We start from the raw sequence: 15,960 nt of genomic DNA on the forward strand, positions 1-15,960 counted from the left end.
CCCGGAGATGCCATGAAACTGCTCAGCGCCGCCTCGCTGCTGCTACTCGCCGCAGCCCCTTCGGTGTTCGCCGCAATGCCCCGCACCGAACTTGCCGTGTGCACGCGCAGCGCCACCCTACTGGCCTGCCAGGACAACCAGGGCAGCTACTACAGCGTGCGCACCGAAGGCAGCACCTTCTACCTGCGCGGCTACGACAGCGCGACCCGCCGCCTGTGGGCGCAGACCAACAGCCGCTATGGCCAGCTGACCTTCTTCACGGGCCTGGCCAGCGACGGCGAGGCTTGGGTGGGCTACAGCCGACGCGTTGGCTGGACGACCCTGAACCGCGTGTCCAGCTCCAGCGGCCAACGCTTCAACCTGCATTGCAGCCTGATCGGCGGCTGCCGCTGACACCCCTCTTCACGGAACCCTTTAGATGACCAGCCTGACCCTCCCCGACATTGCCGCCCAAACCAGCCACAAGGTCCTGCCGCTGGATTGGGTGGGCATGCGCGGCATCGCCCAGCCCGTTCAACTGAACGGCCGCAGCCTGGTCGCCAAGGCCGACGCCGGTGTGAGCCTGGACGACGGCGAATCCCGTGGCATCCACATGTCGCGCCTGTACCTGGCGCTGGAAGCCTTGGAGCAGACCGACCTGACGCCACTGACACTTCGCCAGATGCTGTCGCGCTTTCTGGACAGCCACACCGGGTTGTCGAACGCCGCTTACCTGCGCCTACGGTTCGATTACCTGCTGAAACGGCCTGCGCTGGTCAGCCCTCTGGAAGGCTGGAAGACCTATCCCGTCATCGTCGATGCACGCATCGAAGATGAAATGTTCCACGTGGAACTTCAGGTGCAAATCCCCTACTCATCGACTTGCCCATGCTCGGCCGCACTGGCCCGACAGCTGATCCAGCAGCAGTTCATCAAGGATTTCGCCAACCGCGAGCTTGACCCGCAAGCCGTCCTGCAATGGCTGGGCAGTAGTGAAGGCATCGTCGCCACGCCCCACAGTCAGCGCAGCCAAGCGTCGATCCAGGTGCGCCTGCACAGCAGCCACCAGGCGCTGCCGCTGGTCGAGCTGATCGATACGGTGGAGTCCGCGCTGGGCACGGCCGTGCAAACGGCGGTGAAGCGCGCCGATGAGCAGGCCTTCGCCCTGGCCAATGGGCAGAACCTGATGTTCTGCGAGGATGCCGCGCGGCGCCTGCATCAGGCGTTGCGCGGCCTGGGCTGGGCCACGGGGTTCAAGCTGTGCGTCGAACATGCCGAAAGCCTGCATGCCCATGACGCGGTGGCGGCCAGCCAGTGGCAGTGGTGAAGCTTCAGCTACGCGGACGCACCGTGCCGCAGTCGTTGCCCAGCCACACCGCGCGGGTGTTCATGCTGCCCTGCTGCTGAACCCCAGAGGCATTGAAGGTGCCATTGACCTGGGTGACGAACTCGCGATCACTGAGGAAGGTGGCCTGCCCATTGCCTTGGGCGCGGGGGCAACTGAACTGGAACTTCCAGACATTGCCCTGGCGCTCGGTTATCTTCTGAGTGCAACCGGATTGCGGGTCTTGCAGCGGAATGTCGTTGGTTTTGACCTGCTCCGGCGTCAGGCAAGAACGCACGCCCTTGCCGGCGACGGTGATGCCCTGCTTGGCCAAAGCGCCTTCCATCATCGCGCGCTGCTCCGGTGGCAGGTTCTTCAACTGACCGAGCATGAACTCCATGTCCGGCAGTGGCTTGCCATCGACCTGCATGTTGCTGGTGGTCAACTCCCACAGGCCGGGTTGGAGCATTTGCGCGTTGGCCAGCAACGGGCTGCCCAGGCCCAGCGCCAGGGCGATCAGTGGCAGACGAATGTTCATGGGTGAATGCTCCTCGAAAGACCGACTCCTGGCCGGACAGAGGCTTAGACGCGTTTTCCGCTTCCAGGTTGCAAGCGCCCCCTCGAACATGCTCTGTTAGGGGACTGTGTTTCTGAAAGCAGGATGCGTATGGATTTCCACAGCCCCTACTTCTTCGGTTACCTGCTCGGCGTGATACACCTGCTGGGTGGCATCGCCGCGCTGCACGCCCTGTTCACCGTGCGCACCGCCCAGGGCGCGATCGCCTGGGCCATGTCGCTGTTCTTCATCCCCTACCTGACGCTGATCCCCTACCTGGTGTTCGGCGCTCGCTCGTTCTACGCCTACATCCAGGCCCGGCGCCAGGCCAACCAGGAAATGCACGTGGCGATGGCCACCCTCAACTGGCGCCCTTGGGTCGAGGAAGCCCTCACCGCCCGCGAGTCGCAAAGCTACGCCGCGCTGCGTGCCATGCCGCGGCTAGGGCGCATGCCATGCCTGGCCAACAACCAGGTACGTCTGCTGATCGATGGCGAAGCCACCTTCGAGGCGATCTTCGCCGCCATCGGTGAGGCGCGGGACACCGTGCTGGTGCAGTTCTTCATCATCCACGACGACGCCCTCGGCCGTGAGCTGCAACGGTTGCTGCTGCGCAAGGCGGCCGAAGGGGTGCGCGTGTTCGTGCTCTACGACAGCGTCGGTAGCCATGCCCTGCCTGCCAGCTACAGCCAGGTGCTGCGCGACGGTGGCGTGCAGATCCAGGCCTTTGCCACGCGCCGTGGCTGGTTCAACCGCTTCCAGGTGAATTTCCGCAACCACCGCAAGATCGTGGTGGTCGATGGCTTGCAGGGGTTCGTCGGTGGGCACAACGTAGGCGACGAGTACCTGGGCGCCCATCCACGCCTGTCACCGTGGCGCGACACCCATGTGCAGGTCAGCGGGCCGGCATTGGCGTGCCTGCAGGAGTCATTCGCCGAGGATTGGTACTGGGCCACCCGCCAACTGCCGCCGCTGATCCTGCCGGACACTTACCCGGACAACGGCATGCTCTGCCAGGTATTGGCCAGCGGCCCCGCCGACCCGCAGGAAACCTGCGCGCTGTTCTTTCTCGAAGCCATCCACTCGGCTACCCGCCGGGTGTGGATCACCAGCCCGTACTTCATCCCCGACGAGGCGGTATTCGCCGCCCTGCGCCTGGCGGCGCTGCGAGGGGTCGATGTACGGGTGCTGATCCCCTCGCGACCGGACCACCGCATCGTCTACGCAGCCTCCAGTCTGTTCGCCTTCGAGGCGGTGCGCGCGGGGGTGCGGATGTTCCGGTACCTGCCGGGGTTCCTGCACCAGAAGGTGGTGCTGGTGGATGACGAGATCAGCGCGATCGGCAGCGCCAACCTGGATAACCGCTCGTTCCGACTGAATTTCGAAATCACTTTGTTGACGGTGGACCGGGCATTTGCCGATCAGGTCGAGCGCATGCTGCTGGAGGACTTCGAGCAGTCGCGGGAGATCACCGCGGAGGACAGCCGCGATACCCATCGGTTGCAGCGGTTGGGGATGCGTATTGCGCGGTTGATATCGCCGATTCTGTGAGGGCCGCATCGCGGGGCAAGCCCGCGCCTGCACCGCGATGCGGTCTGTCAGCGATACAGGTCCTCACGGGTCCACGGCAGGTCATGATGCCCATCCTTGTACGGCTTCACCGCCAGGATCTGGTGCAGGTTGATCCAACCCTTGGTAAAGGCGTAGGCGCAACCGGCCAGGTACAGACGCCAGATGCGCAGGGTCTTCTCCGGCACTAGGGCCGCGGCCTTGTGCAGCTGGTTCTCGAGGTTCTCGCTCCAATGGTTGAGGGTCTTGGCGTAGTGCAGGCGCAGGCTCTCCACGTCCACCACCTCAAGGCCCGCCTCGCAGATGCTGGCGCTGATCATCGAGATGTGCGGCAGCTCGCCATGGGGGAACACGTAGCGGTCGATGAACTCCCCTGCCCCGCGCCCGACCGGGCGCCCGTCGACGTGTTTGGCGGTGATGCCATGGTTCATCACCAGGCCGCCCTCGCGCACCGCGCCGAACAGTTTCTGGCAGTACAGCGCCAGGTTGGCGTGGCCGACATGCTCGAACATACCCACGCTGACCACCTTGTCGAAGCGGCCGTCCTGGGGCAAATCGCGGTAGTCGAGGATCTGCAGGTCGACCTTGTCGGCCAGACCCTCGTCCTTGACCCGCTGGCGGCCCAACGCCAGCTGTTCCTTGCTGAGGGTGATACCGAACACCTTGGCACCGTACTCGCGCGCGGCGAAGCGTGCCAACCCACCCCAACCACAGCCGACGTCGAGCAGGTTGTCGCCAGCCTGTAGCCGTAGCTTGCGGCACAGGTGGTCGAACTTGTCTTGCTGGGCCTGGGCCAGGGTGTTGTCGGGCTCCTTGAAGTAGGCGCAGGAATAGGCCATGTCCGCGTCGAGCCAGAGCTGGTAGAAGTCGTTGGACAGGTCGTAATGGTAGGAAATAGCTTCGGCGTCCGTGTCCTTGTCATGGGCGGCACGCACAGGGGGGGCGTCGTCCTCGTCCTGGAGCAGCGCTTCGCTGAGCTCGTCGCAGACGCGGATGACTTCGCCGATATCGCCTTCCAGTTCAAGCTTGCCTTCGACGAAGGCCGCCCCCAGCTCATCCAGGCTCGGATGGGTCAGCTGAGTGATCAGCTGCGGCTCCTTGACCAGGATGGTGACCTGCGGGCTTGGCCCTAGATCGAACTGGTTGCCGTCCCACAGCTTCAGACGCAAAGGCAAGTGCAGGCTTTGCAACGCAGGTGGAAGTTGCGCAAGCATGAATGACCCTCCGTTTCATGTTCCGGACGCCCTCTCATATTTTGAGCGTCACCGGGAGAGGGTAGTTCATCCCCACGAAGTTTCCGTTAATAGTGGCCATAGTCTAGAACTATCAAGTTAGAGCGGCGCGATGGATTGTATACAATCCTTGGCGCAGCGACTAATCTTGTGGGCCTTTCGCGCTTCTTCTTCCCTGGAGAGAGACCCATGAAATCCTATGATGTGGTGATCATCGGCGGCGGCCCCGGCGGCTACAACGCGGCCATCCGCGCCGGTCAGCTGGGCCTGAGCGTAGCCTGCGTCGAAGGCCGCTCGACCTTGGGCGGCACCTGCCTGAACGTCGGCTGCATGCCTTCCAAGGCGCTGCTGCACGCCTCGGAGCTCTACGAAGCGGCCAGCGGCGGCGAGTTCGCCCATCTGGGCATCGAGGTCAAGCCGACCTTGAACCTGGCGCAGATGATGAAGCAGAAGGACGAAAGCGTGACCGGCCTGACCAAGGGCATCGAGTACCTGTTCCGCAAGAACAAGGTCGACTGGGTCAAGGGCTGGGGCCGCCTGGAGGGCGCTGGCAAGGTCGTGGTCAAGGCCGAGGACGGCAGCGAGAGCACCTTGCAGGCCAAGGACATCGTCATCGCCACCGGCTCCGAGCCCACCCCACTGCCGGGCGTGACGATCGACAACCAGCGCATCATCGACTCCACCGGCGCCCTCGCCCTGCCCCAGGTGCCCAAGCACCTGGTGGTGATCGGCGCCGGAGTCATCGGCCTGGAGCTGGGCTCGGTATGGCGCCGCCTCGGCAGCGAGGTGACAGTGATCGAATACCTGGACCGCATCTGCCCCGGCACCGACGAGGAAACCGCCAAGACCCTGCAGAAGGCCCTGGCCAAGCAAGGCATGGCCTTCAAGCTGGGCAGCAAGGTCACCCAGGCAACCAGCAGCGCCGATGGCGTCAGCCTGGCCCTGGAGCCCGCCGCCGGGGGCGTCGCCGAGACCCTGCAAGCCGACTACGTACTCGTCGCCATCGGTCGTCGCCCGTACACCCAGGGTCTGAACCTGGAGAGCGTGGGTCTGGAGACCGACAAGCGCGGCATGCTCGCCAATGACCACCACCGCAGCGGCGTGCCGGGCATCTGGGTGATCGGTGATGTCACCTCCGGCCCGATGCTCGCGCACAAGGCCGAGGACGAGGCGGTGTCGTGCATCGAGCGCATCGCCGGCAAGGCCCATGAGGTCAACTACAACCTGATCCCGGGCGTCATCTACACCCGTCCGGAACTGGCCAGCGTGGGCAAGACCGAGGAGCAGCTGAAGGCCGAGGGCCGCGCCTACAAGGTCGGCAAGTTCCCCTTCACCGCCAACAGCCGCGCCAAGATCAACCACGAGACCGAAGGCTTCGCCAAGGTGCTGGCCGACGCCAACACCGACGAGGTGCTGGGCGTGCACCTGGTGGGCCCTAGCGTCAGCGAGATGATCGGCGAGTTTTGCGTAGCCATGGAGTTCAGCGCCTCGGCCGAGGACATCGCCCTCACCTGCCACCCGCACCCGACCCGTTCCGAGGCGCTGCGCCAGGCGGCGATGAACGTTGAAGGCATGGCCATGCAGATCTGAGTCGTCCTCATCACTGGGCGAGCCCGCTCCTAAAGGAAATGCGCGGCCCTTGTAGGAGCGGGCCCGCCCCCGCGATGGCGCTCTCAACTCACCCCACCGCCCACTTTTTATCCACAACCCCAGCAAACCGCCCCGCCAAGAATGGTGTGATATCCGGCGGCAACGCCTCGTTGTGGATAACCTTGTCCAACCCCTGCACCAGCTCGCCGCGTCGGGGGTAGCGCTCGATAGAGCAAACTGTCGCAGCCAGCCACCACGCGGCCTCCGGCGGCTTCTGCAGCCTCGGTTGACATCGGCGCGGATACGGCGGAGGGCTACCTTCGCCCTTCGGACAATGAGGCTCGATCAGGGCGATCAAACCCTGTCACGGCACCACCTGATTCATTTCGATCAGGAATAGCTCCTTGCAGGCGCGCTTGCGCCTGCCGGCGTACTCGACGTCGGCGAAAGTCATCTGCTTCATCGGGAAGCTCAGGCAACGGGATTGGCATATTTCACCAGATTTGGAAGTCTGCTTCAGGCTTTCCTTAGAGGAGAAGTGCTTCATTATCATGCCGTGATAATAGATTAATACGTAATGTGCGATCAGTGTGCAGTGAGTGTTATGTTTAAGTTCTCATGTTTAATACATCTTTAGTTTCCCTTTGATGTTGACTATGGACTTGTTAGTATCGGCCTCGCGGGCGTTTTCGGCGGAGCTCTGTCTCGAGGGTTCCCGCCCAAGTACTTTTTAAAGTTGTGTAGGTGCATCAGCGATGGCTAACGAAAGGAGTCGTACATCGGATATCCCTGGGCGACCGCAGCTGCCCGGGAGCTTGTAACGGCCCGTCTCGCGGCCCGCCATCACTCCCGCTTGTTTGATCTCTGGGCATACCAGCCCCTCTCCTGAATCGGCGCGAACACGCTGCATGTATGAGTGGGTTGACGTGCAACCACGTGAAGTAACCCGCGTGGGTTGACCCGCGCGGATTCTGAACAGCCCTTAAATAACGCAACAACACGTCAAGTGCTCGGCGGTTATCCGCCGTGGGCATTCGCTCGCGCTGCACTCTGCGTATCCATCGATAGAAACGGGTGAAAGATGAAAAACATAACAATTGTCGACAAGGCGACGGGGGGGGCGACGGAGCATCCCTTTGGCAATGCCAGCCTTAAAGGCACCAGCATTGTAAAACTGCCCTTCGGACCGGAAAGCGTTCAAACCTTTCAACAGTCCGGCCAGAATTTGGTGGTCACTCTGAAGTCCGGAGAAACCGTCACTATTCAGAACTTTTTTGTGGTGGGCACTGACGGCGCGACGAACCAACTGGTTCTGGAAAACACCGACGGAACACTGTTGCTGGGCAACTATTCCACCCCGTATTCGGGCTTCAACTTTACGCAGATTTCTACTCTCGACGACTTGGGCGTTGCCGCCATCGCCGCCGACAGTTCGATCCCGAACTGGGTGTTGTGGGGGCTGGGGATTCTTGCTGTGGGCGGTGCCGCAGCGGCCATCGGCGGGGGCGGGGGCGGTGGAGGGGGCGGTCATCATGACGCGCCGTCGCCCGTCACTCCACCCACCACGCCACCCGGGGCGGCGAGCGGATTGTCAGTGAACAGCGCGGGCACGGTCCTTAGCGGTAAGGGCCAAGCCGGCACCACCGTGACGGTCAAGGATGCTGCCGGCAATGTGATCGGCACCGGGACTGTCGGTGCCGATGGTAATTTCCAGGTCAACCTGGGCACGCCGCAAACCAATGGGGAAACCCTGCAGGTGGTCCTCAAGGATGCGTCAGGCAAAGAGTCGACGCCAACTACGGTTGTGGCGGGTAGCACTACCACGCCTGCTGCCGCTACCGGGCTGGAAATCAGCCCTGATGGCACCACTCTCACCGGCAAAGGTGAACCCAATGCCACTGTCACCATCACCGATGCCAACGGCAACGTGATCGGTACCGGCACGGTTGGGACTGACGGCAACTTCCAGGTCATCCTCACGACGCCACAGACCAACGGCGTAACCCTCAACGTTGTCCTCAAGGATGCCGCTGGCAATGAATCGCCCGCCAGCACCGTTGTGGCGGGTGACATCACCGCCCCTGCCCCGCCTGCCGCACCATCCGACCTGACGATCAGTGCCGACGGCGCAAGGGTCAGCGGTAAAGGTGCACCCAACACCGCAGTGACCATCAAGGACGCCGCCGGCAACGTGATCGGCACCGGTACTGTGGGTGCCGACGGTACCTTCCAGGTGTCACTCGACACCCCGGCGGCCGACGGCGAGAGCCTGCAAGTCATCCTGACCGATGGCGCCGGCAATCAATCGCTTCCCGGTGACCTGCTGGTTGCAGACATTGAAACGCCGCTGGCGCCCAGGAACCTGTCGATCAGCGAAGCGGGCGATACCCTCAGCGGCGAAGGTTTGGCCAATCACAACGTCACGGTACTCAACGACGCCGGCGAAGTGGTCGGCACCGGCACCGTGGGGGACGACGGCACCTTTGTAATTCAACTCAATTCCCTGCACATCAATGGCGAGCGCCTGAGGGTTTTCCTCAAAAACTTTGCCGGCAAGGAATCGCTGCCAGGCACCGTGTTCGCAGGCGATACCGTCGCTCCCGACGCCCCGACCAACCTCGCTGTCAGCCCGGAAGGCATCACCGTCAGCGGTAAGGGCGAGCCCGGCGCGACCGTTACTGTCAAGGATACCGACGGCAACGTCATCGGCACCGGAACCGTGGGCGACGACGGAAACTTCCAGATCACCCTGGACCCGCCTCAAGTCAACGGCGAAACCCTCAGCGTCACGCTGACGGATGCGGCAGGGAACGAGTCTGTTCCGACTACCGTGGTTGCGGTTGATATAGATGACAACGACGCTGATGCTGATGCTGATGCTGATGCTGACGCCGATGCGGATGCGGACGCCGACGCCGACGCCGACGCCGATGCGGACGCGGATGCCGATGCCGATGCCGATGCCGATGCGGACGCCGACGCCGACGCGGATGCTGACGCCGATGCCGACGCCGACGCCGACGCCGATGCTGACGCGGACGCGGACGCCGATGCCGATGCCGATGCCGATGCGGACGCGGACGCGGATGCTGACGCCGATGCTGACGCCGATGCGGATGCCGATGCGGACGCCGACGCGGATGCTGACGCCGATGCGGATGCCGACGCGGACGCTGACGCGGATGCTGACGCCGATGCGGATGCCGATGCGGACGCCGACGCCGACGCCGATGCCGATGCCGACGCGGATGCCGATGCGGACGCCGACGCGGATGCTGACGCCGATGCCGATGCCGATGCCGATGCGGACGCCGACGCCGACGCCGACGCGGATGCTGACGCCGATGCGGATGCCGATGCGGATGCCGACGCGGACGCGGACGCGGATGCTGACGCCGATGCGGATGCCGATGCGGATGCTGACGCCGATGCGGATGCCGACGCGGACGCGGACGCTGACGCTGACGCGGATGCTGACGCCGATGCGGATGCGGATGCCGATGCGGACGCCGACGCCGATGCCGATGCGGACGCCGATGCCGATGCCGATGCCGACGCCGATGCTGACGCCGATGCGGATGCCGATGCGGACGCCGACGCCGACGCCGATGCGGATGCCGATGCGGACGCCGACGCCGATGCGGATGCCGATGCGGACGCCGACGCCGATGCCGATGCCGACGCGGATGCCGACGCCGACGCCGACGCCGACGCCGACGCGGATGCTGACGCCGATGCGGATGCGGATGCCGATGCCGATGCCGACGCGGATGCCGATGCGGATGCCGACGCGGATGCGGATGCGGATGCGGATGCTGATGCTGATGCTGATGCTGATGCTGATGCTGATGCTGATGCTGATGCCGACTCCGACCTCGAAGCCTTCGACGACCTCGCCACGGGCGAAGTGACGATCAAACCCGTCACGTCCAATACCGACATGGCCGATATGCGCGTCTTCACCTTGTTGGGTCTCGGCGGCATCGTCCTGGGCGATCACACCAAAACCCAGGAGTTCGGGGTAGCCGAGGGTTCCACTGGTACGCTGAACCTGCATTTCGCCAACGCAGATCTGGTCTCGCTGCTGGGTGGTGGTTTCACCGCGATTCTGGAAGTGAGCGACGGTGCCGGTGGTTGGTTGCCGGTTCAACAAGGCAGCAACGGTTCGGGCTTGCTCGACCTGCTGGGCCTGTTCGGCAAAAGCTCCAGCGCCAAGATCGAAGGGCTGGAAGCCGGGCAATACCGTTTCACCCTCAAGCTTGATCCGAACCTGGTGAGCGTTGGGGCGGGTGCGACGGCCAACTTGAGCGTCACCAACGAAAGCCTGACTGAGTTCACCGGCGAGGCGGGGCCGGAAATCTCCGGCAACGTCATCACCGATCCAGGTGTTGGCGGCCAACCGGATGCAACGGGCAATGGCGGTCCTGTGAAGGTGCAGGTCGAGGTCGACGGCGAGTTCGTCGATGCCGATGCCACCGTCGGTACGGTGCTGCAGGGCCAATACGGTCAACTGACGATCTTTGCCAACGGCGACTACAAGTACACCCCGAATGGCGATATCGCCAGTATCGGCAAGGTGGATGCTTTCGAGTATCACCTGGTGAACGGTGCAGGCGGTTCGGCGTCGGCCACCTTGTATGTGCGCATCGACAGCCCAAGCGTCGAAGTGATCTGGAGCGAAACCGATCCATCGCTCCCGGGGGTGATCAATATGGTTGCCAACGATCACCTGGGCTCGGCGCAGATCGAGATCGTCAACCTGGTGACCGAGACGACAGCACCGTCTCTGACCTACACCCTGCCTGCGGTGGGCACGGGTACGGGTGAGGGGCAAGTCATCGAGGTAGCGGCAGATTCTACGGCTGTGTTGAAAATCGATATCAGCGCCACCGGCCTTACGCTGTTGCCGAAGACCACCGTTAACCTGCAGAAGCTGATTGACGGTACGTGGACCACGGTGCAGACCACGACCGAGGCAAAGCACACGTTTACCGAGCTGGACGCCGGTTCGTATCGCCTCACTGGTTCGACCGGATCGGTGCTGTCGCTGAGTAAAATCACGATTGCCCAGACACTGACCACCACTTCGCTCACGCAGTTTTTGGCGGGTGACATGGCCAACGCCACGGGCGACCTGTTGGCCAAAAACCCGTCGGGACCGGACGTGCACGGCTCGCCGCTGACGGTATTGAGTGTACTGGTGAACGGGGTCTACGTGATTCCCGGACAGACCGGGGCGAAAGTCGAGGGTGAGCACGGCACGTTGACTGTGTTTGCCGATGGCAAGTACGTCTACACCCCGCACGCAGGCCTGACGCTGGATGAGATTGGCCAGGTGGACAAATTCACCTACAAGCTCACCACGCCGACCGGGCAGTCAGACACTGCCGACCTGTACATCCGCATCGACTCGCCAGACCGCGACCTGGTCTGGGACGACGCCAACCCGGGTGCACCGGCCACTGAAGGCGCTGGCTTTGCCGCCGCCCACAGTGCGGTGGACCAGGCCGCGGATGACAGCGCCAACGTTGACGCTGACCACCACCCTGGCGTGGCGGTCGACGACGCCGACTTCACCCATGTCGATGCTGGCACGGGTGCAGACGGGTTGCTGTGGGAAGGCGGCGATGCAGCCATCAACCTCACCGACCTGATCGGAAAAGTCAGCGATGTAAGCAGCATCGATCTGAACGACGTCAGCACCGTTGACCTGACCCTGAGCCTCGAAGACCTGGTGTCCATCACCGGGCCTGAGTCGGATCGCTTGCTGATCCAGGGTGACGAACAGGACAGCGTGCACCTCACCGGTGACTGGTCGAGCGGCGTGACCCAGGTAGAGAACGGTCTGGAGTACGTGATCTACACGAGCCCCGAAGATCAGACCCATCAGCTCTGGGTACAAAGCGGCATCAACGTGGTGTAACGCCCCCCGGACGACCGGGCCGCCTGGCCCGGCTTTCATCACCAACGGTAGTGCAGCAGCAGCGCGTGACGGATGTGTATCACGCGCTGTTGCTGTCCCCATCCGGTTTGACAACAGTCAAGTGAGTTGCAGTGACGTATAAGAGTTTGGCCACACAACTATCTGCCGCAGTATTGGCAGGCGTAATGCTCGCGCCAGGGATTGAGCCGGTCATGGCCACGTCACTTCTGGACGACGAAGAACGCGTCAACATCATCAGCCCCAGCAACCTGGGCACGAATTTACCGGGAGGGCCAACGGGCGTCAGCGCACCGGTGGCACCGCAACGTGACATCCCGAATAACCTCGACCTCACACAGGCCATTCAATTGGCCGTGGAATGGCACCCGGCCATTGCCGAGGCGATCGGTCAGCTCTACCAACAAAACGAGAACGTGAACATCGCCCGTTCCGGCTACTACCCGCAAGTCAGCGGCGGCTTCAATTCGGGCTATGACAGCGGCCTGAGCGGCAATGGTCAGAGCCGCGCATTTTCCCTATCGGCCTCGCAGATGCTTTACGACTTCGGCAAGGTTTCAAGCTCGGTGGACAGCGCGCGGGCGCGGGTCAGTGGCAGTCAGGCGACGATCTTGCTGTCAATTGACCAGGTGGCCCGCGACACCTCGTTCGCGATGATTGAACTGCAACGCTCACAACGCCTGGTGAGCCTGGCCCGTGAGCAAATCGACGGCATTTCGGCGATTGCCGAGTTGGCCAAAAAACGCAGTGACATGGGCGCCAGCACCCGCTCCGACCTGATCCAGGCACGTTCGCGGGTCGAGGCTTCACTGGCTGTCCAGCAGCAATTCAGCGCGCAACTCAATCGCTGGCGCAGTGCCTTGGGCAGCCTGCTTGGCGCGCAATCGCCGGTGAGTGTGTCCGACGCGTTTCCTGCCCCACTGGAGCAATCCTGCGTAGGCGTGGTGCCCGACGAAGCGGTTACCCCCGCGCTGCTGATCGCTCAGGCCCAGCGTGTGGATGCCTTGGCGCTCATCGCCCAGGCGCGCGCCGAAGCCTTGCCGACGGTTTCCCTGGACCCCTCGATTACGCACTACCTGGACAACAACGACGCCAGCAACCTGCCCGGCGGACGTGATCGCACCCGCTATGGCGTGTTCCTCAACGTGAAGATGCCGCTGTACCAGGGCGGCGCTATTACCGCGCGCAAATCTGCTGCACAGCAGGCATTACGCTCCGCCGATGCGGCCAACGACGCCGCGCGCCTGGTGGTTCGCCAAGGGTTGCTGGAGGCACGAGACCAGATCTCCAGCCTATCGCAACGCTTGTCGACCCTGGATTTTCGTGAACGCAGCATCTCCGAAACCCGCGACCTTTACCGCCAGCAGTACCTCGAGCTGGGCACGCGGCCGCTGCTCGACTTGCTCAATGCAGAGCAGGAAATCCACCAGGCGCGCATGGACCGCGAAAACACCGCGGCCGACCTACGGCGCCTGAACATCGATTGCCTGTACAACACCGGCGGGCTGCGTACGGCGTTCCATTTGGACAACAGCACTCTGCAAGGTGTGGAGATTCGGCCATGAATGAAGCCGTGAAACTTGACGATGACCTGAGCGCCATCCAGGCGCCTTTCACAGCACCGCCCGCGTTTGACTATGAAGTATGGCTGGAGGCCATCCTGACGGTTGCCCGGCATTACCGTCTGGAGTGTTCGGCGCAAAGTGTGCGGCTCGCGGCCCAGTGGACCGACAGCGCGTCGGTGGAAGACGTGGTGCGGCGCATGGCGCGCCAGGCCGGGTTGAATTGTGTGATCGCTGACTTTTCTGCCTCAACCTTGATGCAACGCCAGCTGCCGTTGGTGCTGCAGTTCGATGACGGCCAGGTCGGCGTGCTGGAAACCCTCGGTGACGACGACAATGTCGGCATCGCCTACAGCGGCGATGGCGGGTTGCAAAGCCTTCTGGGCCGTCGCGAACTGCTGGAGCAGGCACGCAAGGCGGTGATCCTGCGGCCCATGGGCGCGGTGCGCGACAGGCGGATCGACGACTACACCAAGCCGTATCAGAAAAACTGGTTCAGCCGCATCGTGCTGCGCGACCTGCGGCCCTACGGCTACGTGATGCTCGCTTCATTGGTGACCAGCGTGCTCGGCCTGGCTGGGGTGCTGTTTTCCATGCAGGTGTATGACCGCGTCATTCCCGCTGAATCTATGCCCACCCTGTATGTGCTGTTCGGTGGGGTGATGCTGGCACTGGTCTTTGACTTCATCCTGCGCACCACCCGTGTGCGCATCACCGACATGCTCGGCAAACGCGCCGACCTGCGGGTTTCCGACCTGGTGTTCGGCCACGCGATTCGCCTGCGCAACAGTGCACGGCCCAAATCCACCGGGTCGTTCATTTCCCAGCTCAAGGAACTGGAGCAACTGCGTGAACTGATCACCTCCAGCACCGCGACGGCGTTGGCAGACCTGCCGTTTTTCCTGCTGTTTCTGGTGATCTACTGGATGATCGCCGGCCCATTGGTGGCCGTGCCGTTGGTGGCGGTGCTGTTTCTGGTGGCGCCGGGCCTGCTGGCGCAAAAGAAACTCGCGGCGCTAGCCAGCGAGTCGATGCGTGAGGCCTCGCTGCGCAGCGCGATGCTGGTGGAAACCGTGCAGGGCCTCGACGACATCAAGGCGCTGCAAGCCGAGCAGCGCTTTCAACAACAGTGGAACCATTACAACGCGACCTGCGGCGATGCCAGCCTGCGTTTGCGCATGCTCACCAATAAGCTGGTGGCGTGGAGCAATAACGTACAGGGTTCGGTGTTTGCCGTGGTGGTGGTGTTCGGTGCGCCGATGGTCATGGCCAGCGACATGACCACCGGAAGCCTGGTGGCCGCGTCCATTCTGGCCTCGCGGATGATGGCGCCAATGTCGCAGATCACCCAGGTGCTGACCCGTTGGCAGCAGGCCAAAGTGGCGCTGCAAAGCCTGAACCGCATCATGGAGTTGCCGGTGGACCACGCCGAAGGCAGCAAGCGTGTGCACCTGCCGGCGATCAAGGGGCATTACGTGCTGAACCAGGCGGCGCTCCAGTACAGCGAGGATGCCCCGGTGCCCGCGCTGCGGGTGGCGGATCTGCAGATACAGCCCGGTGAACGCATCGCCATTCTCGGCCGCAACGGCGCGGGCAAGTCCACCTTGTTGCAGGCACTGGCCGGCATGCTGGACCTCAAGGCCGGCAGCATCAGCCTGGACGGTGTTGCCCTGGGGCATATCGACCCGGCGGACGTGCGCCGCGACGTGGGCCTGATGACCCAGAACTCGCGGTTGTTTCACGGCACGCTGCGCGACAACCTGATCATGGGCGCGCCGCATGCGTCAGACGAGGAAATACTCCAGGCCCTGGCCCTGACCGGCGCCGCCGAATTCATCGGCAAATTTGCCGATGGCATGGACCACATGATTCTCGAAGGCGGCCTAGGGCTTTCCGGCGGGCAGCGCCAATCGTTGCTGTTGTCGCGCCTGATCATTCGCCAGCCGCACATCGTGTTGCTCGACGAGCCCACCGCGTCCCTCGATGAAGCCACCGAGCGCCAATTGATTCAAAACCTCGACCGCTGGGCTGCCGGCCGCACGCTGATCATCGCCACCCACCGTATGAGCGTGCTGAGTCTGGTGAACCGCATCATCGTGGTCGACCACGGCCAGATCATCGTCGATGACGACAAGGACAGCGCGATTGCCCGGCTGTCCAAACCCAAGGGGAAAACCCAGTGAAAACCCAAACGCCGAAAAGAATTC

The 15,960-nt window shown here is 63.2% G+C and carries 9 protein-coding genes and 1 pseudogene; 7 read left to right on the forward strand and 3 right to left on the reverse strand.

Annotation, left to right across the window (positions count from 1 at the left end; translation table 11 throughout):
- The first annotated feature begins 75 nt into the window (after positions 1 to 75).
- Entirely contained in the window at positions 76 to 393 is a 318-nt protein-coding gene (locus P0Y43_RS22235) for a glutamine synthetase (RefSeq protein WP_275639568.1), read from the forward strand.
- Between the two features lie 25 nt (positions 394 to 418).
- Complete coding sequence (folE2, locus tag P0Y43_RS22240; RefSeq protein ID WP_275639423.1) at positions 419 to 1,306, forward strand: GTP cyclohydrolase FolE2; 888 nt, start codon at positions 419 to 421, stop codon at positions 1,304 to 1,306.
- Between the two features lie 4 nt (positions 1,307 to 1,310).
- Here the strand turns inward: folE2 and P0Y43_RS22245 are convergent, their stop codons facing one another.
- Positions 1,311 to 1,841: a DUF3617 domain-containing protein gene (locus tag P0Y43_RS22245; protein WP_275639424.1), complete on the reverse strand. Its 531-nt coding sequence runs from the start codon at positions 1,839 to 1,841 to the stop codon at positions 1,311 to 1,313.
- A 129-nt stretch (positions 1,842 to 1,970) separates the two neighbouring features.
- On the opposite strand from P0Y43_RS22245, the gene cls reads away from it, so the two are divergent.
- The gene (gene cls, locus P0Y43_RS22250) at positions 1,971 to 3,410 is read left to right on the forward strand and encodes a cardiolipin synthase (RefSeq protein WP_275639425.1); all 1,440 of its coding nucleotides are present in this window, start codon (positions 1,971 to 1,973) and stop codon (positions 3,408 to 3,410) included.
- Positions 3,411 to 3,457: 47 nt separating this feature from the next.
- Here cls and cfaB read toward each other — a convergent pair whose 3' ends face one another.
- A complete protein-coding gene (cfaB, locus tag P0Y43_RS22255; protein WP_275639426.1) occupies positions 3,458 to 4,642 on the reverse strand; it encodes a C17 cyclopropane fatty acid synthase CfaB in 1,185 nt (394 codons plus the stop codon).
- A gap of 207 nt (positions 4,643 to 4,849) precedes the next feature.
- Between cfaB and lpdA the strand changes: the two genes are divergently transcribed.
- Positions 4,850 to 6,250 carry a dihydrolipoyl dehydrogenase gene (gene lpdA / locus P0Y43_RS22260; protein WP_275639427.1) on the forward strand — a complete coding sequence of 467 codons (1,401 nt, stop codon included), beginning with the start codon at positions 4,850 to 4,852 and terminating at the stop codon, positions 6,248 to 6,250.
- A gap of 298 nt (positions 6,251 to 6,548) precedes the next feature.
- Here the strand turns inward: lpdA and P0Y43_RS22265 are convergent.
- Positions 6,549 to 6,713: pseudogene (locus P0Y43_RS22265) on the reverse strand (IS5/IS1182 family transposase); the annotation flags it as partial.
- A gap of 618 nt (positions 6,714 to 7,331) precedes the next feature.
- Between P0Y43_RS22265 and P0Y43_RS22270 the strand changes: the two are divergent.
- From P0Y43_RS22270 to P0Y43_RS22280, 3 genes are all read left to right on the forward strand, one after another.
- Positions 7,332 to 12,173, forward strand: a complete 4,842-nt coding sequence (locus P0Y43_RS22270) for a BapA/Bap/LapF family large adhesin (protein ID WP_275639428.1) — start codon at positions 7,332 to 7,334, stop codon at positions 12,171 to 12,173.
- Between the two features lie 185 nt (positions 12,174 to 12,358).
- Entirely contained in the window at positions 12,359 to 13,756 is a 1,398-nt protein-coding gene (locus tag P0Y43_RS22275; RefSeq protein ID WP_275639429.1) for a TolC family outer membrane protein, read from the forward strand.
- Positions 13,753 to 15,936: a type I secretion system permease/ATPase gene (locus P0Y43_RS22280; protein WP_275639430.1), complete on the forward strand. Its 2,184-nt coding sequence runs from the start codon at positions 13,753 to 13,755 to the stop codon at positions 15,934 to 15,936. The genes P0Y43_RS22275 and P0Y43_RS22280 overlap by 4 nt, the downstream gene beginning before the upstream one ends.
- The last annotated feature ends 24 nt before the right edge of the window (positions 15,937 to 15,960 follow it).

Origin of the sequence: Pseudomonas entomophila (assembly GCF_029193575.1) — a bacterium.
In the GTDB taxonomy this organism is placed as follows: Bacteria; Pseudomonadota; Gammaproteobacteria; order Pseudomonadales; family Pseudomonadaceae; genus Aquipseudomonas; species Aquipseudomonas entomophila_G.